20 protein-coding genes and 1 pseudogene are annotated in these 24,468 nt (G+C 69.9%); 12 read left to right on the top strand and 9 right to left on the bottom strand.

Annotated features, from left to right (window positions below; all coding sequences use genetic code 11):
* Positions 1-158: 158 nt before the first annotated feature.
* On the top strand, positions 159-1,274 hold the full coding sequence (locus tag KGD87_RS19275; RefSeq protein ID WP_284661698.1) for an esterase/lipase family protein: 1,116 nt from the start codon (positions 159-161) through the stop codon (positions 1,272-1,274).
* A 12-nt stretch (positions 1,275-1,286) separates the two neighbouring features.
* Here KGD87_RS19275 and KGD87_RS19270 read toward each other — a convergent pair whose 3' ends face one another.
* The 4 genes from KGD87_RS19270 to KGD87_RS19255 form a co-directional block, all read right to left on the bottom strand.
* Complete coding sequence (locus KGD87_RS19270) at positions 1,287-2,189, bottom strand: helix-hairpin-helix domain-containing protein (RefSeq protein WP_284661697.1); 903 nt, start codon at positions 2,187-2,189, stop codon at positions 1,287-1,289.
* A 119-nt stretch (positions 2,190-2,308) separates the two neighbouring features.
* On the bottom strand, positions 2,309-3,700 hold the full coding sequence (locus tag KGD87_RS19265) for a sensor histidine kinase (RefSeq protein ID WP_284661696.1): 1,392 nt from the start codon (positions 3,698-3,700) through the stop codon (positions 2,309-2,311).
* Entirely contained in the window at positions 3,697-4,386 is a 690-nt protein-coding gene (locus tag KGD87_RS19260; RefSeq protein ID WP_284661695.1) for a response regulator transcription factor, read from the bottom strand. The genes KGD87_RS19265 and KGD87_RS19260 overlap by 4 nt, the downstream gene beginning before the upstream one ends.
* 76 nt (positions 4,387-4,462) lie before the next feature.
* Positions 4,463-4,858 (bottom strand): RidA family protein, encoded by a 396-nt coding sequence (locus KGD87_RS19255; protein WP_284661694.1) that lies wholly within the window; start codon positions 4,856-4,858, stop codon positions 4,463-4,465.
* 113 nt (positions 4,859-4,971) lie between these two features.
* Between KGD87_RS19255 and KGD87_RS19250 the strand changes: the two genes are divergently transcribed.
* The gene (locus KGD87_RS19250) at positions 4,972-6,597 is read left to right on the top strand and encodes a peptide chain release factor 3 (protein WP_284661693.1); all 1,626 of its coding nucleotides are present in this window, start codon (positions 4,972-4,974) and stop codon (positions 6,595-6,597) included.
* A gap of 69 nt (positions 6,598-6,666) precedes the next feature.
* Positions 6,667-8,349, top strand: a complete 1,683-nt coding sequence (locus KGD87_RS19245) for a sensor histidine kinase (RefSeq protein ID WP_284661692.1) — start codon at positions 6,667-6,669, stop codon at positions 8,347-8,349.
* A 10-nt stretch (positions 8,350-8,359) separates the two neighbouring features.
* Here the strand turns inward: KGD87_RS19245 and KGD87_RS19240 are convergent, their stop codons facing one another.
* Complete coding sequence (locus KGD87_RS19240; RefSeq protein ID WP_284661690.1) at positions 8,360-8,902, bottom strand: hypothetical protein; 543 nt, start codon at positions 8,900-8,902, stop codon at positions 8,360-8,362.
* A gap of 70 nt (positions 8,903-8,972) precedes the next feature.
* On the opposite strand from KGD87_RS19240, the gene KGD87_RS19235 reads away from it, so the two are divergent.
* From KGD87_RS19235 to KGD87_RS19220, 4 genes are all read left to right on the top strand, one after another.
* The gene (locus KGD87_RS19235; RefSeq protein ID WP_284661688.1) at positions 8,973-10,466 is read left to right on the top strand and encodes a carboxypeptidase M32; all 1,494 of its coding nucleotides are present in this window, start codon (positions 8,973-8,975) and stop codon (positions 10,464-10,466) included.
* Between the two features lie 375 nt (positions 10,467-10,841).
* A complete protein-coding gene (locus KGD87_RS19230; RefSeq protein ID WP_284661687.1) occupies positions 10,842-12,212 on the top strand; it encodes an NHL repeat-containing protein in 1,371 nt (456 codons plus the stop codon).
* A gap of 158 nt (positions 12,213-12,370) precedes the next feature.
* Complete coding sequence (locus tag KGD87_RS19225) at positions 12,371-14,623, top strand: tetratricopeptide repeat protein (protein WP_284661686.1); 2,253 nt, start codon at positions 12,371-12,373, stop codon at positions 14,621-14,623.
* A gap of 158 nt (positions 14,624-14,781) precedes the next feature.
* A complete protein-coding gene (locus KGD87_RS19220; protein ID WP_284661685.1) occupies positions 14,782-15,396 on the top strand; it encodes a hypothetical protein in 615 nt (204 codons plus the stop codon).
* 1 nt (position 15,397) lies between these two features.
* Here the strand turns inward: KGD87_RS19220 and KGD87_RS19215 are convergent, their stop codons facing one another.
* Positions 15,398-15,751 (bottom strand): four-helix bundle copper-binding protein, encoded by a 354-nt coding sequence (locus tag KGD87_RS19215; RefSeq protein ID WP_284661684.1) that lies wholly within the window; start codon positions 15,749-15,751, stop codon positions 15,398-15,400.
* A 98-nt stretch (positions 15,752-15,849) separates the two neighbouring features.
* On the opposite strand from KGD87_RS19215, the gene KGD87_RS19210 reads away from it, so the two are divergent.
* On the top strand, positions 15,850-16,491 hold the full coding sequence (locus KGD87_RS19210; protein WP_284661682.1) for an O-methyltransferase: 642 nt from the start codon (positions 15,850-15,852) through the stop codon (positions 16,489-16,491).
* Positions 16,492-16,493: 2 nt separating this feature from the next.
* Here the strand turns inward: KGD87_RS19210 and KGD87_RS19205 are convergent, their stop codons facing one another.
* Entirely contained in the window at positions 16,494-19,271 is a 2,778-nt protein-coding gene (locus tag KGD87_RS19205; protein WP_284661681.1) for a M1 family metallopeptidase, read from the bottom strand.
* Between the two features lie 44 nt (positions 19,272-19,315).
* A complete protein-coding gene (locus KGD87_RS19200; protein WP_284661680.1) occupies positions 19,316-20,485 on the bottom strand; it encodes a ribonuclease D in 1,170 nt (389 codons plus the stop codon).
* 65 nt (positions 20,486-20,550) lie between these two features.
* Here KGD87_RS19200 and ttcA point away from each other — a divergent pair, with 65 nt between their 5' ends.
* The 4 genes and pseudogenes from ttcA to KGD87_RS37075 all read left to right on the top strand — a co-directional run.
* Positions 20,551-21,405 carry a tRNA 2-thiocytidine(32) synthetase TtcA gene (gene ttcA / locus KGD87_RS19195; RefSeq protein WP_284661679.1) on the top strand — a complete coding sequence of 285 codons (855 nt, stop codon included), beginning with the start codon at positions 20,551-20,553 and terminating at the stop codon, positions 21,403-21,405.
* A complete protein-coding gene (locus KGD87_RS19190) occupies positions 21,384-22,208 on the top strand; it encodes a TerB family tellurite resistance protein (RefSeq protein ID WP_163783195.1) in 825 nt (274 codons plus the stop codon). Before ttcA ends, KGD87_RS19190 begins: the two co-directional genes overlap by 22 nt.
* A gap of 12 nt (positions 22,209-22,220) precedes the next feature.
* Entirely contained in the window at positions 22,221-23,045 is an 825-nt protein-coding gene (locus tag KGD87_RS19185) for a phosphate/phosphite/phosphonate ABC transporter substrate-binding protein (protein WP_284661678.1), read from the top strand.
* A gap of 25 nt (positions 23,046-23,070) precedes the next feature.
* Positions 23,071-23,304, top strand: a pseudogene (locus tag KGD87_RS37075) (GFA family protein); the annotation flags it as partial.
* A gap of 8 nt (positions 23,305-23,312) precedes the next feature.
* Here KGD87_RS37075 and KGD87_RS19180 read toward each other — a convergent pair.
* Positions 23,313-24,425, bottom strand: a complete 1,113-nt coding sequence (locus KGD87_RS19180; RefSeq protein ID WP_284661677.1) for a serine/threonine protein kinase — start codon at positions 24,423-24,425, stop codon at positions 23,313-23,315.
* Positions 24,426-24,468 lie beyond the last annotated feature (43 nt).

The raw sequence follows: 24,468 nt of genomic DNA, 5'->3' as shown, positions 1-24,468 counted from the left end.
CCCCGGGGGCTTGTGTCACCGGGGCGGGCTTTCGGATGCGGCCCGCAAGACAGCTCGAGCGCTGGGGTGTCGCCTGGGTGATGGCGGCGCGCTTTCGGGTGACTCGAGCCGCGGCTCCCCTGCTCCAATCCTCCCAGCGGTGCATCCGAGGGGGGCGCATGAAACGGTTTCAAGCGGTGGTCATGACGGGGTTGCTCGCCGGAGTGCTGGGCGGGGCCCCAGCGTCCTGGGCGGGCGCGGCGAAGACGCAATACCCCGTGGTGTTCGCGCACGGCATGGGCGGGTTCGATGACCTGCTCGGCTACGACTACTGGGGGAACGACTTCGGCACCTTCGTGGGCGAGCCGTGTGAATCGCGCTTCGACACGAACTGCAACAGCGACCTCGACCCGGGACAGCGCGCCTTCATTGCCCATGTGGCGGCGTTTCAGTCCTCGGAGGTCCGCGGGTTGGAGCTGGCGGACGACATCGAGGGCTTCATGGCGACGGCGGGTGTCTCAAAGGTGAGCATCGTCGGCCACTCCCAGGGAGGCATCGACGCGCGGAAGGCGGCGCGCGTGCTGCGAGAGCGGCGCGGCGTCACGTCGGTGGCGGTGCTGGTCAGTGTGTCTTCGCCGCACCGGGGATCGCCCGTGGCGAAGTACATCCTCGACCAGAAGCCGGGCGTCACCAGCGTCATCGCGGCGCTGGCGCGCTACTACGGGGACTCCGTCCATGCGCCGGGCAACGACGCCTATGCGGCGGCGAAGCAGCTCGTCTTCAATGACTATTCACCCTCGGATGGTGTCGTCACGGGCATGAAGGCCTTCAACGAGAAGTATCCCGTGAGCAGCAGCTACGCGGAGCGCTACGTGTCCCTCGTCACCGCGCAGCACGGAGTGAACGTGAATCCGGCGCTGTACCTGATGAAGGAGTTCCTCTTCGACATCGACGGCAACGGCTACTGCGCGGGGGATGGGGACAACGACGGCGCGGCGGGCTGCGGTGACGGCGTGCGCGACGAGGCGGATGACGATGGCATGGTGGGCATCAGCTCGCAGCAGATGGGGCGCCGGCTGCGCTACCACGACGCCTTCTTCGGCTTTGACTCGGTGACGGACGACACGTCCATTCCGGTGCTCAATGCCTTGAACGCGCCATCGCGGCTGCAGAGCACGTCCATGTCCAGCGTGGTGCCTCAGGACCATGTGGACGTCGTGGGCGTCGGGCCGGATACCTTCGATGAGCCGGAGTTCTACGCCGCCCTCATCCACTACATCGCCCTGCACGATTGACGCGCCGGTGGGTCAGGCCCCGGGCCGCGGGGCTTCGACCTCCTCGGACTCCACGCCGTAGTAGGCCAGGCACTCCACCTCGCGTCCGCGCACCACGCGCCGACTGTCGAGCGGACCGCCATGCGCGGTGACGACGGTGCATTGGCCCTCGTCGCCGTCCTGGTCGAAGTAGAGCACCACCCAGTCTTGGGTGGCGTTCTGCTGGTGGGCCAGCGCGGTGTTGGAGAAGAGCGCGCGGAAGTTCCACCCCTCCAGCTTCTTGCGGAGCACGGGCAGCCACGCTTCTCCGGAAGGGTTGAACCGGCGCGGTGCAATCCGTCGCAGCTCGCCCGCGTCCGCGCGCCGCCGGTACTCCTCGTCCACCTGGAGCAGCACGCCCACGTCTGGCCGGGGGCCTTCATCCCGCCCCTCGCTCCGCCGTGCAGCGCCGCGCCGCTCCCTGCCAAGCCTCGCGCCCAGCAGCTCGCGCACCTGTTCGCCGCGCCGGGGGCCGAAGCCCTCCACGCGCTCCAGGCGTCCGTCATGGGCCGCCTGCTCCAGCTCCTCCAGCGACCGCACGCCCAGCTCGTCATGGATGCGGCGGGCCAGCTCCGCGCCAATGCCCGGCACGCTGGCCAGGAGCTGCTCTGGAGAGTGGTCCGTCTCCAGCCGCTGGAGCAGGGAGAGCTGCCCGGTGCGAATCAGCTCCGTCATCGCCGCGGCGATGCTCTTCCCCACGCCGGGGAGCTTGCGCAGCCCCGCTTCACCTTCCTCGGCCAGCAGCTCCGCCACGGGTTGAGGCCACTGCGCGATGGTGTCCGCGGCCTTCCGGTAGGCGCCGACCCGGAAGGGCATCGCGTCCTGCTCCTCCAGCAGGTCCGCGACGCGCTCCAGCGCATCCGCGACGTCGATGTTGTCCTTCCAGGCAACGCCCATGGCTGCCTTCAAGGTGGGGCGCGTCGGAGACGGCGGCCACCCTGTCGCGCCGTGGCACCGGGCTCGGCGGGCAGCCGACAAGGCGGCCACTTCGCCGCCCGTCCTCTCGGCAGCGGCGCTCAGCGTGGCTCGCTCGCGGAGGCGCGAGGACCCTCGATGACCACCTTCAAGCCCCTGGGCACATTGGGCTCGAAGTCGAGCGAGAAGCCGACGTGGTGGCACAGCTCGCGGACGATGGACAGGCCAAGCCCGCTGCCCCGGGTCGCCCGCCGCCGCGTGGCCTGCGTGCGAAACCCGCGCTCGCCCAGGCGCTGGAGCTCCTCGGACGAGAGGCCTGGGCCGTCGTCGAGCACGGTGAGCCGGAAGCGCCCGGGGGCCGCATCCTCCAGGACGGCCACGACGTGGCCCCCCGCCTCGCCGTGCGTGACGGCGTTGTGGAGCAGGTTGCCCAGGGCCTGCTCCAGCATCGTGGGATTGCAGCGCACCCAGAGCGCCTCGTCGGGCCGCGAGCACTCCACGGTCAACCCCAGCAACCGCGCGAGCTGCTGGAGCCTGCGCACCACGCGCTCCACCGTCTGGCCCAGCTCCACGCGCGGGTCGCCCGCCGTCGGGTCGATGCCCTCTCCGAGCTGGCAGGCGAGGTGGAGGTTGTCCACCAGGGAGGTGAGGTAGACGGTGTCCTCGATGCCCTGGCGGAGGAGCGCCGCGTTCGGGTCGGCGGGCGTCGTCGAGGCCAGCTCCAGCGACAACTGGAGCGAGGCGATGGGCGTCTTCAAGTCATGCGCGACGTCCGCCAGGTGCCGCTCCAGCGCGTGTTTCTGGGCCTCGATGCGGGTGGCGTCCTCCTGGACACGGGCATGGGTGGCGTCGAGCACGCGTGACAGCTCGCCCAGCTCGTCGTCCTGGCCATCCGCCGCGGAGCGATACCGGGGCGCCCCGAGCATCCCCGCCGCCCGATGCAGACCGCGCAGGCGTTGGAGGAGGGGATGGACGACGACGAAGGTGGACAGCGTCGCCGCCAGCATCGTGAAGAGGACGGCGGACACGAGGACCCACCCGCCCACCGTGGCGCGCTCGTGCATGATGGGCCAGCGGAACTCCAGGAGGCTGCAGGGCCCCGCCTCCGCGAGCTTCAGCAAGGAGGCCCCCGCCCACGCGGAGTCCGGATGGAAGAGCGGGAGGTAGAAGGTGGAGGGCTCACGCTCGCCTCGCGCAACCCTCGCGAGCAGCTTGGGGTCGGGCCGTGCGCCGGGCGAGCCCGCCCCCACCTGGGCCAGGTCATACGCCTCCACCTCCACGCCGTCCGGACTCCGGAAGCGCCATCCCGGCGTCGTCCGGCACTCCGAAGCCCGGGGCGCGAGCACAAGCGCCGCGGACATCCGCACGCCATGCGCCAGCGCGGCATCCACGCCCAGGACAATCGCGAGGACGGACGCTCCCAGCGTCCCCAGCAGGCCCACGAGCGCCGAGGCCACGAGGATGCGTTGGGCCAGGCGGTTGCGCAGCCTCAACGCGGCTCCTCGTCGGGGACGAACCGGTAGCCAATCCCCCAGGACGTCTGGATGCACGCGCCCGCCGGCCCCAGCTTCTTGCGGATGCGCGCGATGTGAGAGTCCACGGTCCGGTCATCGCGCTCCTCGCTGGGCGGCAGCGCGTGCTGGGCAATCTGGGCGCGTGTCAGGGCCCGTCCCGGGCGCTCCGCGAGATAGGCGAGCACGTCGAACTCGTGGCGCGTGAAGGGCAGGGCACCCGTGCCTTCGCGGCTCGCCTCGCGGGCGTCGAGGTCCAGGCTCACGTCGTCCCATTGGAGCACGCGTCGCGGGCGCTCCTCCTGCAGCAGCAGCCGTGTGCGGATGCGGGCGACCAGCTCCTCCATCCAGAAGGGCTTGGGGAGGTAGTCCACCGCCCCCAGTCCGAAGGAGCGCAGCCGGGCTTCCAGCTCCTGCCTCGCGGTGAGGACGATGACGGGGACACGGAGCCGGAAGCGCCAGGCTTCCAGCAACTCGAAGCCGTCCTGTCCCGGCAGGTTGAGGTCCAGCACCACCAGGTCGGGGTGCTCGCGCTCGGCCATTTCGAGCACGAGCACACCGTCCGTGGCGAGCGCCACCTGGAAGCCCGCGAGCTTCAGGCCACGCACGATGCCCGCGGCGATGGGGGCATCGTCCTCCACGACCAGGATGCGCGCCGACGGGTTCATGGACACGGGGCCCCAGGTGGCTGAGTGGAGGGCCCCACCTTGCGGGAGAAGTGTTGAGGGACTGTGGAGCGCACCTTCAGCCGCCATCCGCGACGACGGCGTCCGCTTCAATCTCCACCAGGATTTCGGGGGAGATGAGGCGGCGGACCTCCACCATCGACGTGGCGGGGCGGATGTGGGCGAAGAGCTCCCCATGCGCCCGGCCCACCGCCTCCCACTGCTGGATGTCCACGACGTACATGCGCGTGCGCACCACGTCCTCCAGCCGGGCGCCCAGGGCCTCCAGGGCGGCCTGGATGTTCTGGAGCGCCTGCCGGGCCTGCTGGTAGGCGTCCCCCACGCCCACGATGTTCCCCTGGGCGTCGGTGGCCGTCGTCCCGGACACGGAGACGAAGGGGCCCACACGCACCGCGCGCGAGTAGCCCACCTGCGGCTCCCACGGGGTTCCAGTGGAATGCTGGGTGCGCTTCATGGGGTCTCCAAGGGTAGGTGGGGGTCGGCAGCCTCGCATGGAGCCCCGGCCGGGCGGCAAGCGCCGCTTGCAAGCTGCAAGGAAACACCGCCCGTGATAGTTGGCCCCGGGTCATGACGAACGAGCTCCAAAGGGAGGTCGCCCGGCGGCGCACCTTCGCGATCATCTCCCACCCCGACGCGGGCAAGACGACCCTCACCGAGAAGCTGCTGCTCTACGGTGGCGCCATCCACCTGGCCGGCAGCGTGAAGGCCAAGCGGGCCCGGCGGCATGCCACGTCCGACTGGATGGAGCTGGAGAAGGAGCGCGGCATCTCCGTCACCTCCTCCGTCCTCCAGTTCTCCTACCGCGACCACGCGGTGAACCTGCTGGACACGCCGGGTCACCAGGACTTCTCCGAGGACACCTACCGCACCCTGGCCGCGGCGGACGCGGCGGTGATGCTCATCGACGCCGCCAAGGGTGTGGAGCCGCAGACCAAGAAGCTCTTCAAGGTCTGCCGCCTGCGGAACATCCCCATCTTCACCTTCGTCAACAAGCTGGACCGCTACGGCCGCGAGCCGCTGGACTTGATGAACGAGCTGGAGCAGGTGCTCGGCATCCGCTCCTACCCGATGAACTGGCCCATTGGCATGGGCCCGGACTTCCGCGGCGTCTATGACAGGCAGGCCCGCGTCGTCCACGTCTTCTCCGCCGAGGGCTCCCACGGCGAGTCCGAGGTGGGCGAGCGCTCGGTCTCCATCGACTCGGAGGAAATCAAGTCGGTCCTCACCGAGTCGGAGCTGGCGAAGCTGCATGAGGAAATCGAGCTGCTGGACATTGGCGGTGACGAGTTCACCCGCGAGAAGAGCGACACGGGGCAGCTGACGCCCATGTTCTTCGGCAGCGCGATGACCAACTTCGGCGTGCGCCCGTTCCTGGATGCCTTCCTGGACCTGGCCCCCGCGCCCACGTCGCGCTCGACGACGCAGGGGCCGCGCGAGCCCACCCACCCGAAGTTCGCCGGCTTCGTCTTCAAGATTCAGGCGAACATGGACCCCGCGCACCGCGACCGCATCGCGTTCATGCGCGTGGTGAGCGGCCGGTACGTGAAGGGCATGAGCGCCTTCCACTCGCGCCTGGGCAAGGAAGTCCGGCTGGCCAAGCCGAGCCAGTTCATGGCCGCCGAGCGCACCTCCATCGAGGACGCGTGGCCTGGGGACGTCATCGGCCTGTTCGACCCGGGGCAGTACCGCATCGGCGACACGCTGGCGGAGGGCACCGGCGTGGAGTTCGAGGGCGTGCCGCGCTTCAGCCCGGAGTTCTTCGCCGTCGTCCGCAGCAAGGATCCGCTCCGCCGCAAGCAGATGGAGAAGGGCCTGGAGCAGCTCTCCGAGGAGGGCACGGTCCAAGTCTTCCAGCAGCTGCAGATGGGCATGAAGGACCCCATTGTCGGCGTGGTGGGCGCGCTCCAGTTCGAGGTCCTCCAGTACCGCCTGGAGCACGAGTACGGCGCGAAGATTGCCCTCGACCGGCTGCCCTTCAGTCATGCGCGCTGGGTGGTGGGCGCCAACTTCGACCCGAAGGCGTTCGACTGGGAAGGCAACCGCCAGACGGTGCAGGACCGGGACGGCTTGCCCCTGGTGCTGTTCCGGGATGACTGGGCGCTCCAGCACGCCGAGGACAAGCACCCGGAGCTGAAGTTCGTCTCCGAGGCCCCGCAGCTCCGGCAGGCCACGGTCCTGGCGCCGGGCACCTGAGCCGGGCCGTCCCAAGCCCCTCCGCCGGCCCACTGCATGTCTGAGCGGCACCCCCCACCTCACGAGTCCGTGCGTGCCTGGCGCCAGCGCCAGTTGCCGCACCCTTCCCCTCCCGCGCTGCTGGACTTGTTCGAGCGAGGCTTCCAGGCGCTGTGGCGCCGTGGCCGTCTGGCCCTGGGTGAGGTCACCCTGGTGGTCATCCTGGAGCGGGTGCTCCACCGGGTGGTCCAGGCCCATCCGCACCTGTCGGTGCTCGCCGTCACGCCGGAGGGCCTTCGCTTCGAGGGGCTGCATCCGGTCGTGGCGGAGCTCGAACTGGAGCGGCTGGAGGCGTCGCTGGTGGTCCTGGTCGAGGAGTGGCTGCGCGTCCTCAAGGCGCTGATGGGCGAGGTCCTCTCCGCCTCGCTCCGTGAGGCGCTGCTGGCCGTGGAGCGTCCGGCGGGGGATGACTCCGCCCACCCGGAGGTCCCTGCCTCCCGCCGGCGGCCCCGTCGCGCCTGGCGAAGGCGGGAACAGGCCCGCCGCCATCTGGCGCGGCTCCACGAGGTGGGGCAGCTGCTCTGCGGTTCTGATGGCGTCGCGGCCAGCTTTCCCGCGCTGGTGGACCGCCTTTCCCGATGGCTGCCGGTCCGCGCCGCGCTCCTGCTGGAGGGGGTGGACGCGTCCGGGGTGCCCGTTCCGGAGCGACCCTGGCTGCTGGCGTGGCATCCGTCCGCGGGCGCGGAGTCCCCTCCGTCCCACGCCGTGGCGCATGCCGCCGCCGCGTACGCGTACCTCGTGGGCCTGGAGCGCGTCGCGCCGCAAGGGTGTGACGCCAGCGGAGGTGTGTTCGAAGGGGGAACGGCCCAGGTTCCGGGGACAGTCCCCCTGCCACTGGTGGCGAAGGACGGCGTCCTGGGGGTGCTCCACGTGGAGTCGGTGGAGCTCGGGGAGGACGGGCTGTCGCTGCTGGACGCGGTGGCGAACCTGCTGGCCGTGGCCTTGTCCAGGGAGCATGTCCTGCGCCGGGAGGTTCGCCTGCGGGAGCGCGCGGAGGCGCTGTTCCTTCAGGCCCAGGAGGCGGTGCGCTGGCGTGACGAGCTGCTCACCGTCGTCTCCCATGACATCAAGACGCCGCTGCTCGCGGTGCGGATGAACGCGGAGATGATTCTGAATGCGGGCACGGCGCCGGAGAAGGAACACCGGCGGCGCCGCTACCTGGAGAACATCGTCCTCGCCGAGCAGCAGATGAGCAGCCTCATCGGCAACCTGCTGGACCGGGCGCGCCTGCGCGGGATGCCCATTCCGCTGTTGCTCCAGCCCTTGCCGGTGGACGCCTTGCTGGCGCAGTCGCTGGAGGTGCTCCGGCCGCTCGCGCTGGAGAAGGGGCAACGCCTGACGGTGGCGCTGGCGCCGGGGTTGCCGCCGGTGCTCGCCGACCGCGAGCGCATCCTGCAGGTGCTGGCCAACCTGGTGAGCAACGCCATCAAGTTCACGCCCCCCGGCGGCGCCATCGAAGTGCGGGCTGGCCTGGTGGAGGGGGAGCAGGTGTGCGTCTCAGTGAAGGACTCCGGACCCGGCATCCCCGCCGAGGACGCGCCGCACCTCTTCGAGCGCTTCTGGCGGGCCAGCCATTCACCGGGACGCGGCACGGGGCTGGGGCTGAGCATCGCCTGGAGCCTGGTGGCCGCGCACGGCGGGACGCTCAACGTGGAGAGCCGCGAGGGGCAGGGGAGCACCTTCTTCTTCACCCTGCCCGTGGCCCTGCGCTGAGGCGCCGCGGCTACTTGTAGGGCGCCACCGTGCCGCCGCGGAAGGCGGAGTCGCGCAGCACGAGCCCTTCCTTGCAGAGCCGCGCCGTCTTGGGGCCCACGTAGAAGCCCTTGGGCTCGCTTCGGCGGCACGTCTTCTTGATGTACTCCTCGACCTCCAGGAACAGCCGCCGGAACTTGTCGGGCGCCGCGTTCTTCCGGCCCGTCTGCGCGGTGATGTCCAGCTCCGCCCACATCTTCCCGCTGAGCAGCTCGCCCTCTTCGTTGGGGCGGCAGCGCTCCATGAAGATGACGGGCGAGCGCACCTCGTCGATGCGCCAGTAGCCCTTGTCCGGGCCCCGCTTCACCTTGTCGACGATGGCCGGACCCAGCTCCGAGGCCACCATGTAGAGGTCCTCCGGGGGGATCCGCTCCAGGTTCTCCATGTTCGCGCGGAAGGTCTCCCAATCCTGTGGGACGCGCCGGGGGTACACCTCCAGGACGAAGCGCTCCAGGAAGCGGAAGAAGGCGACTTCGTCCTCGGGGGACATGAAGAACTGAATGACGTTGGCCATCGCGCAGCCCTCATACCCCCGACTGCGTCTTTCGCGATAGTGCGCCGCGAAGCGGGCTATGAATCCGGGCATGGATACCTGGCTGCTGACCCGGATGCAGGAGCTTCGCGACCTTCAGGGCCTCATCGGCCTGGCCACCTGGGACATGGAGACGTACCTGCCCACCAAGGCCGGCCCCGCGCGCTCCCATCAGCTCTCCACCCTGCAGGGGCTGCACCACGAGCGCCTGGTGGACCCCCGGCTGGGGGACGCCCTGGCCCAGGCCGCCTCGCGGGCGGACCTGTCCGACGACGCCAGGGCCATGGTGACGGTGCTGACGCGGGAGCGGGAGCGGGAGGTGCGCGTCCCGGCGCCCCTGGTGCGGGCGCTCGCGGGGGCCATCAGCGATGCCATCCCCGCCTGGCGGGAAGCCCGGCAGACAAGGCGCTTCAGCGTCTTCCAGCCCGCGCTCCAGCGCCTGCTGTCGCTGCGCCGGGAGCAGGCGGATGCGTATGGCCATGACGGAGAGCGCTATGACGCGCTGCTGGAAGGCCATGAGCCGGGCATGCGCGTGGCGCGCCTGACGCCGGTGCTGTCCGCCCTGCGCGAGCACCTCATCCCCATGGTGGGCAAGCTCACCGCGGTGCGCCGGCCGGTGGCGCCCTTCCTGCTGGGCCGTCACTACGACAAGGACGCGCAGTGGGCCTTCACCCTGCGGCTGTTGAAGGACATCGGGTTCGACCTGGACGCGGGCCGGCAGGACCTGAGCATCCACCCCTTCACCGGGGGCACGCACCCGTTGGACGTGCGGCTCACCACGCACGTGGACACGGCCACGCCATTCCCAGCCATCTTCAGCACCATTCATGAAGCGGGCCATGGTTTGTATGAGCAGGGCTTCGCGCCGGAGCTCCACCGCACGCCCCTGGCCGCCGCGCCTTCCATGGGGCTGCACGAGTCGCAGTCACGCCTGTGGGAGAACATGGTGGGCCGGAGCCTGCCTTTCTGGCGGCACTACTTCCCCGCGCTGCGCGCCGCCTTCCCGGAGGCCCTGTCCGGCACCGACGTGGAGACCTTCCACGGCGCGGTGAACGCGGTGGGGCCGTCGCTCATCCGCATCGAGTCGGACGAGGTGACGTACAACCTCCACATCGCGCTGCGCTACGAGCTGGAGCTGTTGCTGGTGCGGGACGCGCTGCCGGTGGAGGACCTGCCCGCCGCGTGGAGCGCGCGAATGGAGACGTACCTGGGCATCACGCCGCCGGACGACACGCAAGGCGTGCTCCAGGACATCCACTGGGCCTGGGGCGAGCTGGGCTACTTCCCCACGTATTCGCTGGGCAACCTGTACGCGGCGTCGCTCTACCGCGCCGCGAAGCGCGACCTGCCGGAGCTGGAGGAGCACCTGGGCCGGGGCGAGCTGCTGCCCCTGCGTGACTGGCTGCGCACGCACGTGCACCAGCACGGCTTCCGCCTCTCCGCGGAGGAGCGCGTGAAGCAGGTGACGGGGCAGGGCCTCACGGACACGGACTTCCTGGCGTACCTGAAGGAGAAGTACGGCGCGCTCTACGGTGTCTCGCTTTGAGCGCTTGAGGGCGCGCAAGGCAAACCTGCTGTGCTGACGCAGGCGGATATCGCGAAGGATTGGGAGTAGAGGTTGGCGGTGCGAATCATTGCCGGCGGCTTCGCGGGGCCTGGCGTGCGGGGGCATGTCTCCAAAATGCATGTATAGACATGCATAAAGGTGTGCCTGAGGTCGCTGTGGCCCATCGCTGATGCGTGGAACGCCTTACTCCGTCCGGCGCATCGGCAGTCGCCGCGAATTCAGTGGGCCTGTCAGGCTTTGCGAGGTCTGCCGTCATTGCGTGGTCGTGGGCACGGGAGTTCCGAGTCCACGTTTGCAATGCATTGCGCGGGAACCGCACTTGTCGTATTGGACCCGCGCGGAGGGGGAACATTCATGAGAATCCTGAGTCGAGTTGGGCTGATGTGGGCGGTCGGCGCGCTGGTGGCGGCGTGCAACAGCGAGGGACTGTCCGGGAACGCGGGTGAAACCGAGTCCGTCCGGATGGAAATCTCCCTGGCGGGGGATGTCTGCGGCGTCGTGTCCGCCGATGCCGTTGTTTCCGGCCTGGGCATGTCGGTCATCGGGCCTGTTCCGCTTCAAGTGGACGGCACGGCCATCCGGGGACAGGTGTCCGAGGTGCCTGCGGGAACCGGTCGGGCAGTGCGTGTGATTGCGTATAACGCGTCCATGCTGGAGGTGTACGCGGGCAGCGCTGTGGTCGACGTCGTGGCCGGCGAGGTGGTTTCGGCGAGCCTCGTGCTGCAGCGCAACCCGGTCAACTGCCCGGGCGCCACCACGGGTGGCATCGACATCTCGGGGCACCTGGAGACGGGGGAGCCCACGCCGGATGGTGGCAGTGATGGCGGCGTGGACCCGGATGCGGGCGTCGTGCTGGGCGGGGCCGCGTTCGCCTTCACCTACCAGGACGCGACGCTGACGGGCGATGGCGTCATCCACTTCCTGGACGGCAACGCGGATCGCATCCGTCGACTCGACCTGACGACCCGGAGCTTCCTGTCCGCTCACGTCGGGACGGGTGATGCGACCTCGATGGCGGTCGCTCCGGACGGCCAGACCGCATACCTGGCCTACACGGGTGGGCGCATCGACGCCTTCACTTCGACGGAGGGTGGCACGGCCCGCTTCTTCGCCGCGGCGCCTGCGTCGGTGTCTCGCATGGTGGTGGCGGACCGCTACCTGTTTACCATTGATGGCTCCGGGGCCTGGGGGACGCATGCGCTCTATCAGCGGGCCACGGGCGCTCGGGTCGCGGCGGTGGACTGGAGGAACAGCGCGGTGAACCTGCTGTTCTCGGAGGCGAACAACACCATCTACTTCGCCGATAGCGGCGTCTCGCCACAGGACCTGAACCGGGTGCAGGTGGATATGGAGGCGGGTACGCTGGGCGCTGAAATCGACTCGCCCTACCATGGTGCCTACAACCTGAGGGCGCCACTGCGGCTGTGGCCGGATGGCTCCGCGGTCGTGACGGGGAGTGGTCTCCTCTTCAACACGGCGGACCTGACGTACCGCACCAGCATCGGCCTGTCGTTCGTGGACATCGCCTTCCACGGTGAGCGCCTCTACCTCATCGACACGGTGGGAGACAGGACGCAGCTGCGGGTGCTCAGCCGCCAGTTCGACATCCTCTCGGCCGCGTACTACCCGGGAACGGCCCAGCGGGTCTTCGTGCACAACGGCCAGCTGGTGCTGCTCACCTCGACGGGGAGCAATGGATTCCAGGCGCGTCTGCTGAACCTGTAGTCCCGGCGTCAGCTTGAACGCTGGTTCGTGAGACCGGGGCGCGGAAGGAGCGACTCTCCTCCCGCGCCCCGTCGGTCATGACGCTGGGCGCGCTGCCGGGTGGCATCGGTGGCGCCGTCACCCGTCATGCTGGAACGCAAGACACCGTCGGGGGTTGCATGCACGCGCTCGTACTGACTCTGTTTTTCGCCTTTCAAGCTCCCAACTCGGAGCAGAAAGCGCCCGAACTCTTCCCGTTCACCGAGGAACTTGAGACCGTCTATGACTCGGCGTTCGAGGCCGCGCACGGCGCGACCCCCGCTGATGCGGCGCCGGCCATCGAGCGTCTCCTGAAGGAGGCCGCGGGCAATCCCCGCGTCTCGCGTCTCGCGGGGCGGTACTACTTCACGCTCGAGAACTTCGCCGACGCCGTGAAGTACCTGAACCTCGCGCTGGAGCAGGGCATCGACGGCCCGCGCCGGGCGGACGTGCTGAGCACGTTGGGCGCCATCCGGATTCAGCAGGAGCAGCTCGCCGAGGCGCAGCCGCTCCTGAACAGGGCCCTCCAGCAATGGCCGGATGACTTCCAGGCGCACCAGCAGTTGTGGATTCTCCACATGAAGCGCGGGCAGGGCGATGTCGCGCTGAAGCATGCGCGGCGCATGGTGGAGCTCGCGCCGGGCGCGCCCATGTCGCAGCTGGCCCTGGGCGCGGCGCTGGCCGAAACGGAAGCGCCGGATGAGGCGATGGAAGCGGTCGATCGCGCGCGCGAGCTGGGCGCAGCGCCCAGCCCGTTCATCACCGCCATCGAGGAAGCCGTGTCGCGGCAGCTCTGGATGCGGCGCGCCTGGCAGGTACCGCTGGGGATGGCGCTGTTCCTGGGGGTGGCGCTGCTGTTCTCGTGGGGCGCGGGGCTCGTCCTCTCGAAGGTGCAACTGGGCCAGCTCCAGTCGGACAACCTCCACTTGCTGCGTGCGGAGCAGACGAGCCAGGAGCGCTGGGTGGACCGGTTCTATGGCGCGGTGCTGTGGTTCGCATCGCTGCTGTTCTACGTGTCCGTTCCGATGCTGCTGCTGTTGACGGTGTCCATCGCTGGCGGCGTGCTGCTGCTGGTGTTCATGCTGCCTGCCATCCCCGTGAAGCTGATTGTCGTCATCGGCGTGATTGGTTTTGGGGGGCTCTTCGCCATCCTCCGAGGCCTGTTCACCAGCCCCGAGCAGGGCGAGGAGGGCAGGGAGCTCGCCGTCTCGGAGGCTCCCGCCTTGTTCAAGGCCCTGGAGGAGGTGGCGGACGTCGCGAAGTCGCGCAAGGTGGACCGCGTCCTGGTCGACGCCGGTACAGGGATTGGCGTGCGGGAGACGGGCGGCCGGTTCCGGGTGCTGATGGGACGCGGCGAGCGCATCCTTCATCTGGGGCTCGGTGCGATGCGCGGCCTGACCGTGACGGAGCTGAAGTCCATCCTCGCGCACGAGTACGGACACTTCTCGCATGGCGAGACGCGCCTGACGCCCATCATCTCGCGCATCCAGACGCAGGTCATCCAGGTCATCCAGAGCATCTTTTCCATGGGAGGTGGCAACCTCAATCCGGTGGGCTGGTTCCTGCGCGCGTACTTCTTCGTCTACCTGCGCATCACCGCCGGTCATGGGCGCCGCCGGGAGTTGCTGGCGGACCGTGTCTCCGCGCTCGCGTACGGCGGCGACGCCTTCGGCGCGGCGCTGTCGAAGGTGGTGGAGAACAGTGCTGCCTATGACCGGGGCATCGTCGTCGCGCTCCGACTGCGCGAGGCTGGCCGGCCCACGAAGGACCTGTTCCGCACCGTGGACACGGTCGCGCTGAACACGCCCCCGGTGCTCCAGTCGCTCATCCGGGAGGAGCTGTTCTCCCGGCCCGTGGATGCCTATGACTCGCATCCGCCTCCGACAGAGCGCGTCGCACGGGTCGCGGGCATTCCGGGGCAGCGTCCCGAGGAGCGCGAGCCGGCGCTGAGTCTGTTCGCGGACCCCGCGGCGCTCGCCGCCGAGCTGGGAGGCAAGGTCCTGGAGGAGCTCGACAGCACGCTCCTCGAGCGGGGTTATCAGGCACCGGCGCCCGTGGCCGTGACGGACGAGGAGCGGGACCGGCTCGCGGGCGCCATCGTCCTGCAAAGCTCCGCGTTCGATTTGAAGGAGCGCAACCACGCGGATGCCTATGCGCTGCTCCAGGAGTCCCTGGTGCAACTGGAGCAGGCGGCGGGAGCGCAGGATCCGTACCTGGTGCCGCAGCTCGTGGAGCTGTCCCGCCTCCATGCCCAGCATGACGCTCCCGAGGCGGCGAGGCGCGTGCTTCAGCGCGCCATCGACATCGTCCAGGCTCAGCCGGGCCATGAGCAGCAACAAGTTGATGCGCTCAATGAGCTGCTGTCTGGGATTCCTGTCCAGCAGGCCGCTTGACCGCACCTGCGGCTGCGCGCGGGAACGGTCCTCGAATTTCGAGTAACCGGAGGCCGGACGTCCAGGGGGACCGCCAAATCGTCTGCCATTTGGCTGCGCCGACCGCTATATTCACGACAGCACCCGGGCCGGCGCGTGCGCTCGTGAGGAAGTCATTGATGCCTGCCCGCCTGATGACGTCTGTCCTGGTGCTCAGCCTGCTGATGCCTGGTATTGCGAAGTCGGAGGCACCGTCGCCGCCGGGGTGGGGCGTTCTGCTCTCCGGCGGCGGAGGCCTCTTCGCCGGCAGAAACGCTGCCAGTCGCGGTGGCCTCCTGAGCGCGCAGTTGCTCGTGGTGACCCCGCTCGATTTGGAGGTCGGTCTGACGCTGCAGTGGGGCCGCATCTTCAAGACGTCCCTCGCGGCGGACCTGGACAATGGGGAGCCCGGGGGGCGCGAACTCCGACAGTATCCGCGGGGCGCATTCTGGGGCCTTGCCGGAGAGGCGCGCTACCGCTTCCTGCGGGAGCGGAGTGTGTCGCCCTGGGTGGCGCTTCGCGTGGGGCGAAGCACCTCCACCAAGATTGATTCAGATGCCGTGGGTCCGCGCCTGTACACCAACACGCATCTCGCGCTGGCCGCGGGTGCTGGAATGGACGTCCGCATCCATGGCCCCCTGGGCGTCACCCTGGCGGGCTACTACCAGCGCTGCGACATCAACACGAAGCCCGCGGACACAATCTGTACAGGCGCGGGCCCCACGCTGGTGCTCAGCCCGCACCTGCGCTTCTGACTCAGGCGAAGAGCAGGGGCCTGCACGCGCGGGCCAACTGCAGCGCATCCCGCGCGAGCGTGTAGGAAGCCCGGTCCTCCGCGTCCAGCCACGCGGCCCGGGCCACCAAGTTGGCCAGGTCGAAGCACAGGCTCGCGGTGCGGCGGGCCAGCCGGCTCTCCTTCTGGAGCGCACGGGCATTGAGTTCGCACAGCTCGGCGCACTGGCGAAGCAGGCGTACCACCTCGCCGGACAGCGGCTCCCCACGCGCCACCCGGCGGGCCATGCCCTCTTCGCAGGAAACCTGACACTGGAGGCTCGCGGCGATGCACCGGGACACATCCGCGTGCGCACCACCGATTCTGGCTGCCAGCATCGAGACCTCCTCCATCCAAAGCGACGACAAAGTTATGCACGAGGCGTCTGACGGCAACCTGAAGTGGGGGCCCCGCGGTACGTGCTAATCGATGGGACATGCCCAAGCTCACCCTCGTTCCTCCCGAAGTCGAGGCGTACGCGGACGCTCACACCACGGCACCCGCGCCCCTCTTTGGTGAACTCCGTGATGTCACGTATGCGCGGATGTCCTCCCCCCACATGCAGGTCGGGTCCGTCGAAGGCACCTTCCTGCGCATGCTGGTCGCCCTGACGGGTGCGCGGCGGGTGTTGGAAATCGGGACCTTCACCGGCTACTCGGCCTTGATGATGGCGGAAGCGCTCCCGGATGACGGGGCGCTCATCACCTGCGACGTCAACCCGGAGGCCACTGACGTGGCACGCGCCTTCTTCCTTCGCAGTCCGCATGGACGGAAAATCGACCTGCGCATGGGGCCGGCGCTGGACACCCTGAAGACGCTCCAGGGGCCGTTCGACCTGGCGTTCATCGACGCGGACAAGCCGAGCTATGCCGCCTACTGGGACGCGGTGTTGCCGTTGCTGCGGCCGGGCGGGCTCATCATCGCGGACAACGTCCTGTGGTCGGGCCGGGTGCTCCAGCCGGAGGCCCCCAATGACCATGCGATTGTCGACTTCAACGCGAAGGTCTCGGCGGACCCTCGCGTGGAGCACGTTCTGCTGACGGTGCGGGATGGGATGATGCTCGCGCGCAAGCGCTGACGTCAGTAGCGGCGCAGGAAGCGCTCCAGGCCGGGGCGCAGGGCCTCGCGCTGGGTGATGCACAAGTCCACGCGCTCCAGCGCCTGCGCCAGGGCGCGCTCACCCCCTTCAAAGGTGGGCGCGTAGGGCGCGAAGAAGGTTTCGAATCGCGCGCGGTGCTCGGCGTCGCAGAAGAATCCGCCGGTGCCCAGCAGCCAGGGCGCGATGTCCCGAGGCAGCCGCTCCCGGAGCGTCTCGAAGTGTTCGCGCAGGAAGTCGAACGCGCCCGCGCGGGTGGACGGCTCTTCGAGCTGCCGGAAGAGGATGGGCAGGGCCTCGCGCGTGTCCACCTCCGGCGCCAGCAGCAGGGCCCGGCTGGCGCTGGCGAGCACGGCCTCCTGGAAGCCCCCCAACGCGGCGAAGAGCAGGTCCCGCTCACGGCGCTCCGTGGTGGTGCGCAGGGCTTCGAGCATGCGCTGGTGCAAGGCCGCGTCCCCTGAGGCAGCGGCGGTGCCCAGCACGCCCTGGGCCGCGTCCATGGGAAGTGTGCGCCGGTCGTCCAGCCACCGCAGCGCCAGCTTCCGGGCCTCCGTGCGCAGGAGGGCGTCCTCGCCGGACTGGGCCACCATCCACACCAGCCGGGGCCGCAGCATGCGCACGTCGTCGCTTTCGCCCGGGCGCGGCACGAAGCCCAACTGGCGCGCCTGTCCCCCAAAGAGGCCGCGAACGAAGCGCGCCCGGTTCGGCCACGCGGAACGCGGGACGAAGTCATCCCGCACGCTGGCGACCAGGGCCGCCGCGCCCATGACGAGGTCCGGGTCGTCCGCGCGCAGCAGGCGCGTGGCCAGCGTCAGGGCCCGCGCCACGTCCAGGTCGCCACTGGCCACCAGGGCCTCGGCGTCATCCAGCAGGACCCGGCGCTCGGCGACGCTGAGTCCCCTGCCTCCCTGCCGCGTCAGCCGCTCCAGCGCGTCACCGCGCAGCAGCGCGTGGTAGTAGCCGCGGCCTTCCGCGTTGGGGTGGACCCAGGCCGGGCAGACCTTCGCGCCATCCAGAGGCAGCGTGCCCGTGGACTCCGAGAGCACCGTGCAGGCGCGGCCCTCCGTGCCCCCGGCGGCGTAGCGCACGCACACCGGCACCCGCCACACCTGCGCCTCGCCGCGTCCGCCCGGTGAGCCCAGGGGGAGATAGCGCCGCTGCTCCAGGGCCAGCCGGGGTGTCCCCTCCCTGGGGCACTCCAGCGTCACGGCGACGCGCGGCGCGCCCGGCTGGTCCAGGAAGGAGGAGAAGGCGGGCGCCACGTCCTTGCCGGTGGCCAGGGTGAGGGCTTCGAAGAAGTCCGAGGTGGTGGCGGTGCCCCTCGCGTGGGTGTCCAGGTAGTGCCGCACGCCTTGCTGGAAGGCGTCGGGGCCCACCCAGGACTCGAACATGGCCAGCACCGCGGCGCCCTTGTTGTAGGTGATGCCGTCAAAGGCGGAGTGGACGTCGCCTGGCACTGCGATGGGCTGCCGGACACTGCGCGCGCTGACGAGCCGGTCCTCCACCAGGGCATCGCCTCGCGCCTCCACGCGGCGCACGTCACCACGCCATTCGGGCTTCCACTGCGTGACGACTTTGTAGGCGAGCCAGTCCGCGAAGGACTCGTTGAGCCACAAGTCCTCCCACCACGCGGGCGTGACGAGGTTGCCGAACCACTGGTGGGCCAGCTCGTGCGCCTGCGTCAACGCGAAGTAGCGCTGACGCCACAGGGAGTCCCCCTCCACGGGGCCCAGCATGAGCGGGGCGCTGAAGGTGATGAGGCCCGGGTGCTCCATGGCGCCCCCCTGCGTGCCGGGCAGGGCCAGCACGTCCAGCTTCGCGTAGGGGTAGGGCGTGCCGAACCACGTCTCCAACTGCTCCAGCAGCGGGGGCGTGGCCCGCGCGGCCCAGGCCGTCTCCGCGGCGCGGCCCTGGGGCACCAGCATCCGCACTGGCACGCGGCGCTGGCCCGCGACGCCCGCGTCCACGGCCTGGAAGGGCCCCACCGCGAAGGCGACCAGGTAGGAGGGCAGCGGGGGCGTCGTCTGGAAGCGCACCGTCTTCCAGCCATCCGGCCCGTGCGTCTCCGCCTCCACCGGTGAGTTGGCGAAGGCGCCGTCCTCCTCGCGCACGCGCAGGGTGAGCCGCCAGGGAATCTTGTACGCGGGCTCGTCGAAGCAGGGGAAGGCGCGCCGCGCGGCCAGCGGCTGGAACTGCGTCATCGCGTACCAGCGCCCCGCGTCCAGCTCGCGGTAGACGCCCGAGCTCTCCCGGGCACGCGCCCGGCCCGTGTACGCCACGCGCAGGGTGACGGTGCCGGGGCCCACCGCCTCACGCGGGAGGAAGACGAGCGTGTCGCCAACGGGCAGCGTGGACGTCCTCACCCGCGCGCCGGCCACGATGAAGGCCGCGTCCTTCACGGAGAGCTCCTCCCCGTGCAGCCACACCTGGTGCGTGGCCTGGGGCAGCTCGATTTCGATGTCCGTCGTCCCGCTGAACAGCTCCCGCCGCGGGTCCAGCTCCAGCGTCACCGTCTGCCGCACGGGCCGCGCGGCCGGGGACAGCCGCAGGCCCGGTGGGGTGAGGACGGGGGCCTCCTCCTCGGGTGTCACGGCCTGCGCGACAGGGCGGACAGGATCGGACGGCGTGACGGCTGGCGGGGGCCGCGAGCCCGCACAGGCGCCGAGGCAGAGGACGAGCAGCGGGAGGATGAAGTGTCGGCACTGCACCGGGAGCAGCTCCAGCCGCGGCACGAAGGGGGCGCGCGGGCGGACATTCTCCATGACGGGCGTCAGGGCCGCGAGCAGGTCGCGGCCCCGACGTCACGTCAGGCGTTGAGGACGGGGTAGGTGGCCAGCAGCTCCACGAGGGAGGGGCCGTACAGCCGGGCCCGCTTCTCCCCAAAGTAGGGCACGTGCGCCAGCGCCTCCACGTCCTTCGGGGGCTGCGAGGCCAGCGCTTCCATCAGCGGATTGGTCAGCACCACGCTGGGCGTCACCTTTCGCTCGGTGGCCTTCTCCACGCGGAAGAGCTTGAGGGCCTCCTCGCGCTTGCGCTTGTTGGCGTCCTTGGGGCCCTTGGGCTCGCGCTCCGGGGCCAGCTCGCCCCGGCGCGACTTCTCCAGCAGCTCTCGCACCATGGCCAGGAGCTCCTCCCCGTGCGTGCGGATGAAGGAGCCCCGCACGCCGGCCATGCGCGCCAGCTCCTTGGGGTTGGTGGGCAGCTTCACCGCGATGTCACCCAGCGCCATGTTGGAGAGCATCCGCCCCATGGGGACGTTGTCCTGCTCCGCCCACTCCAGCCGCTTGCGGTGCAGGGCGTGGGCAATGGCGTGGGCCAGCGTCAGCTGCGTGGGGTTCAGCCCGGCGCGGGGCAGCTTGGGCTTGAAGTCCGCGCCCACGTCGGGGCGCGCCACGGCCTCGTCGCACAGGCGGTCGCAGTCCAGGAGGACCTCCTCCAGGATGTCGGCCTCGCGGCAGGCGTCGCGCACCTGGCGGCCCAGCTCGCACAGGTAGCGCACGTCGTTGGCGATGTACTCCCGCATGCCCGGGGGCAGGGGGCGGATGGAGAAGTCCGACTGCTGGTGCTCCTTCGGCAGCTCCACGCCCAGCCGTTCCCGGGCGAGGTCGGCCAGGCCCACCTTGGGCCACCCCAGCAGGGTGGCCGCCCGGTGGGTGTCGAAGAGGCCCTGCACCCGGACGCCCACCTCGGCGAGGAACTGGAGGTCGCCCTGGGCGGCGTGGAAGAACTTGGTGCGCGCCGGGTCGGCCATCAGCGGGGCGAGCATGCCCGGCACCACGCCCGGCTGGAGCGTGTCCAACAGGAAGACCTGGTCGTCGGTGGCGAGTTGGAGGAAGCACAGCCGGGCGCGGAAGGCGTGCATGGAGTCCGCCTCCAGGTCCACGGCGATTTCACGCGCGGCTTCCAGCGTGCGCGTCGCTCGCTCTTCTCCAGAGGCATCTACTACGTCAACGGCACCTTGCGGGTAGGTCGGCATTGCGGGGGGCAGGCTAGCGGACCGGGCCTTGGGATTGAGGTGTTTTTTCCCGGGCCGCCGCTAGGATGGCCGCGCCGATGAACGACGTCCAGCGCCTGGAAAAGAGTTTGCTTGGCCACATGGGCCGAGCCATCGCGGACCACCGCCTCATTGAGGACGGGGACCGCATCATGGTGGGCGTGTCCGGAGGCAAGGACTCCTACACGATGCTGCACCTCCTGCGGGAGCTCCAGCGCCGCGCACCCGTGAAGTTCGAGTTGCTGGCGGTGAACCTGGACCAGGGTCACCCCGGCTTCCCGGCGGACAAGCTGGAGGCGTACTTCCAGCGTGAGGGCTACTCGTACAAGCTGTTGAAGGAGGACACCTACAGCATCGTCCTGGAGAAGACGCCTCCGGGGAAGACGCAGTGCTCGGTGTGCTCGCGCATGCGGCGCGGCATCCTCTATACGGCGGCGGTGGAGCTGGGGTGCACCAAGATTGCCCTGGGCCACCACCGCGACGACCTCATCCACACGCTGCTGCTCAACCTCTTCTTCGCCGGCTCCATCAAGGCGATGCCGCCGCTCTTGCGCAGCGATGACGGGCGCAACGTGGTCATCCGCCCGCTGTGCTACGCGCCGGAGAAGGACATCGCGAAGTTCGCGGAGTTGATGGCCTTCCCCATCATCCCGTGCGATTTGTGCGGCACGCAGGAGAACCTCCAGCGCAAGCGGATGCAGCGGCTGATGGAGGAGCTGGGCAAGGAGATTCCCAACGTCCGCCAGAGCGTCCTCAACGCCATGGCGAACGTGCGGCCCAGCCATTTGCTGGACAAGACGCTCAACCCCGACCCGCTGCACGCCAGCGAGGAAGGGGCGACGACGACCGAACCGAAGGACACGCAAGGGAGCGCCAGCCCATGGCTCGAGAGCAGGCAGTGAAGGCGCGGAACGACCGCAACGGCGCACTGGTGGAGGCGATGCTGCTGGCCGCGATGGCCGACGGGCGCGTCTCGCAGCGGGAGATGCAGACGCTCCTCAGCCGCGTGCTGGAGCGCCCGGAGTTCGAGGGCACCCGCCCCGACGAGCTCAACGCCCTGGTGGAGACCAGCGCCGCGCGGCTGTCGGAGGCCCGGAACCTGGAGGACGTGCTCGCGTCGCTGCGGCGCCGGCTGCCGGACCACAAGAACCGGATGCTGGCCTTCGGGCTGGCGGCGGCGGTGGCCCTGGCGGACCAGCGCGCCACGCGGGACGAGCTGGGCCTGCTCAAGACGTTCCAGGCCGCGCTGGGCATCTCCGAGGACGAGGTGGCGCAAATCATCGACGTCATCGAGAACGGCGGCAGCCTGGCGGAGGCGCTGGGCGAGCCGCTGGAGCGGCTGTTCGCGGAGGTCATGGTGCTGGTGAGCGCCGCGGACGGGAAGCTCCAGGAGGCGGAGGCCCGGGCGCTGGTGGAGAGCTTCGCGGCGGACCCCCTCTTCGAGAACGTCAGCCCCGAGCGCGCCCAGAGCTTCGTCAGTGAGTCCGTGTCGGCCCTGGCCGCCGAGGGCCTGCCCCAGCGGCTCCAGGTGCTGGCCCACGGCCTGACGACGCACACCCAGCGGGTGAAGGCCTTCCGGCTGGCCACCAAGATTGCCCACGCGGGGGGCGCCCCGAGCCATCCCGAGCAGCGAATCCTGGATATGCTCCAGGCCACCTTCGGCCTGGCCGACGATGAAGTGGCGCGCCTGGGCAGGGAGGGGTAGTTAGGGGGTCGTATGACCCTGCAAGCCCCCTCGACGCCCCGGCATTCCTTCCGGTTCGGGCTGCCCCCCTCCCTGGGCAGCGAGACGGCGCGAGAGCGCGCAGACCGCCTGGCCTCGTTCCTCCAGCGAGCCCTGGGCAAGCTGGTGGAGGTGAGCGTCGCGTCCAGCTACGAGACGCTCGCCAAGGATTTGCTCTCCGGCCGCGCGGACGCGGCCTGGGCCCCGCCCTTCGTCTGCGCGCGCATGGAGGCCATGGGCGTGCGCGTGGTGGTGCGGGGCGTGCGCCGGGGCATGTCTTCCTACCGGTCCGCCCTGGTGTGCCGGGCGGGCGCGGGGCTGACGGTGGAGCGGCTGAAGGGCACCTCCGCCGCGTGGGTGGACCGGGATTCGGTGGCGGGCTACCTGCTGCCCACCGCCTACCTCAAGACGCAGGGCCTGGAGCCGACGCGGGCCTTCTTCGCGCAGCACTTCGCCGGCTCGTACCAGGGCGCGCTGGAGTCGGTGCTGGACGGCAAGGCGGACGTCACCAGCGTCTTCTGCCCGCCGGCGTCCACGGGGCTGACATTCGCCACCGGCGTGGAGGACGTGCTGGGCGCGGGCGCGGGCCGGCGCTTCGAGCTGATTGCGTACACCGACGAGGCCCCCAACGACGGTGTCCCCGTGGCCATGGGGCTGCAGCCGCAGCTGGTGAGCTCGCTGGAGTCCACGCTGCTGAGCCTCCAGTCGTCGCCAGACGGGCAGGCGCTGCTGAAGGACATCTTCAACGCGGAGCGCTTCGAAGCCGCGCCGCGCATGGGCTACCGCGCGCTGTACCGCGTGGCGCTGGCCAGCCTGTAGCCACACCTGCCAGGCGTCATCGTTTCGTGCCGCTCCCGCGGAGCAGTTCAACCTCCAGAAGGGGGCCGAGCACGTCACCGACTACCAGTTCGGCAAGAAGGCCATCCACCACCTGTTCTGTGGCACGTGTGGGGTCCGCTCCTTCGGCAAGGGCACGATGCCGGACGGCAAGGAGATGCGCGCCATCAACGTCCGCTGCCTGGACGGCATCGAGCTGGACGGCCTGCCGGTGATGAAGGTGGACGGGAAGCGCTTCTAGCCCGCGGGCTACTTGCCGCCGTCGCCCTGTCCGCCGGGGCCCTTCGGTGGAGGCCGCTTCGCCGGGGTGGGTTTCGCACCCGGCGCGGCGGCCGGCGGACGGGCCGGGGCGGCGGGCCGCGCCTGGGCCCTGGCCGCCTGACGCGGGTCGAAGTTGATGACGGTGGGCTCGGTGGCGAAGCGGTCCTCTTCCAGCTCCTCCGCGTACATGCCCCGCATGAAGGCCGCCAGGTGCGCCGTCGTCGCGTGCAGCTTCTGGGTGAGGAGGAACTCCTCCAACGCGAGCTGCAGCTCTCCCGCCGTGGAGAAGCGTTCATCCCGCTTGCGCGCCAGCGCCTTGAAGACGATGGCGTCCAGCGCCTTGGGAATCTCCGGCACCACCTCCGACGGGGGGACAATCTTCGTGCCCACCACCGCCTTGAGCGTGGCCAGCTCCGTCTCGCGCTTGAAGAGGCGCTGCTGCGTCAGCAGCTCGTAGAACACCGTCCCCAGGCCGAACACGTCCGAGCGCGAGTCCAGCGGCTCACCCCGGGCCTGCTCCGGGGACATGTACGCGTGCTTGCCCTTGATGGTGCCGACAATCGTCTGGGACAGCTTCCCGGACGCCTTGGCCACGCCGAAGTCGATGAGCTTCACGCCGCCGTTGAAGCCCACCAGCACGTTCTGCGGGGACACGTCCCGGTGAATCAGCGCCAGCTTCCGGCCCGAAGGGCTGCGCGCGTTGTGGGCCGCGTCGAGGCCGGCGGCGGCGTCCGCGATGATGCGGCACTTGAGCCCCAGGGGAATCGTGATGCCGTGCTGCTGGGCCCGGGCGCCCAGGGGGCCCACGGCCTCCCCATGCACGTACTCCATGGCGATGAAGTACTGCCCGTCCACGTCTCCCAAATCGTAGATTTGCGCGATGTTGGGGTGGTTGAGGTGCGCGGCGATGCGCCCCTCGTCCAGGAACATGTCGATGAACTCGTCGTCCTCGGACAGGTGGGGCAACAGCCGCTTCACCACCAGCAGCTTCTGGAACCCCACCGGCCCCTTCTGCCGGGCGAGGTAGACGGCGCCCATGCCGCCAATGGCGAGTTTCCGAAGCAGCTCGTAGCGGCCGAATGTTTCCACGACGTCCGCCACGATAGCCGCGCCGGGTGGGAGCACGGAAGTCCACGGCGCATCA

Origin of the sequence: Myxococcus sp. SDU36 (assembly GCF_030168875.1) — a bacterium.
Classification (GTDB): Bacteria; Myxococcota; Myxococcia; order Myxococcales; family Myxococcaceae; genus Myxococcus; species Myxococcus vastator.
This window is presented reverse-complemented; position numbering and strand designations above follow the sequence as displayed.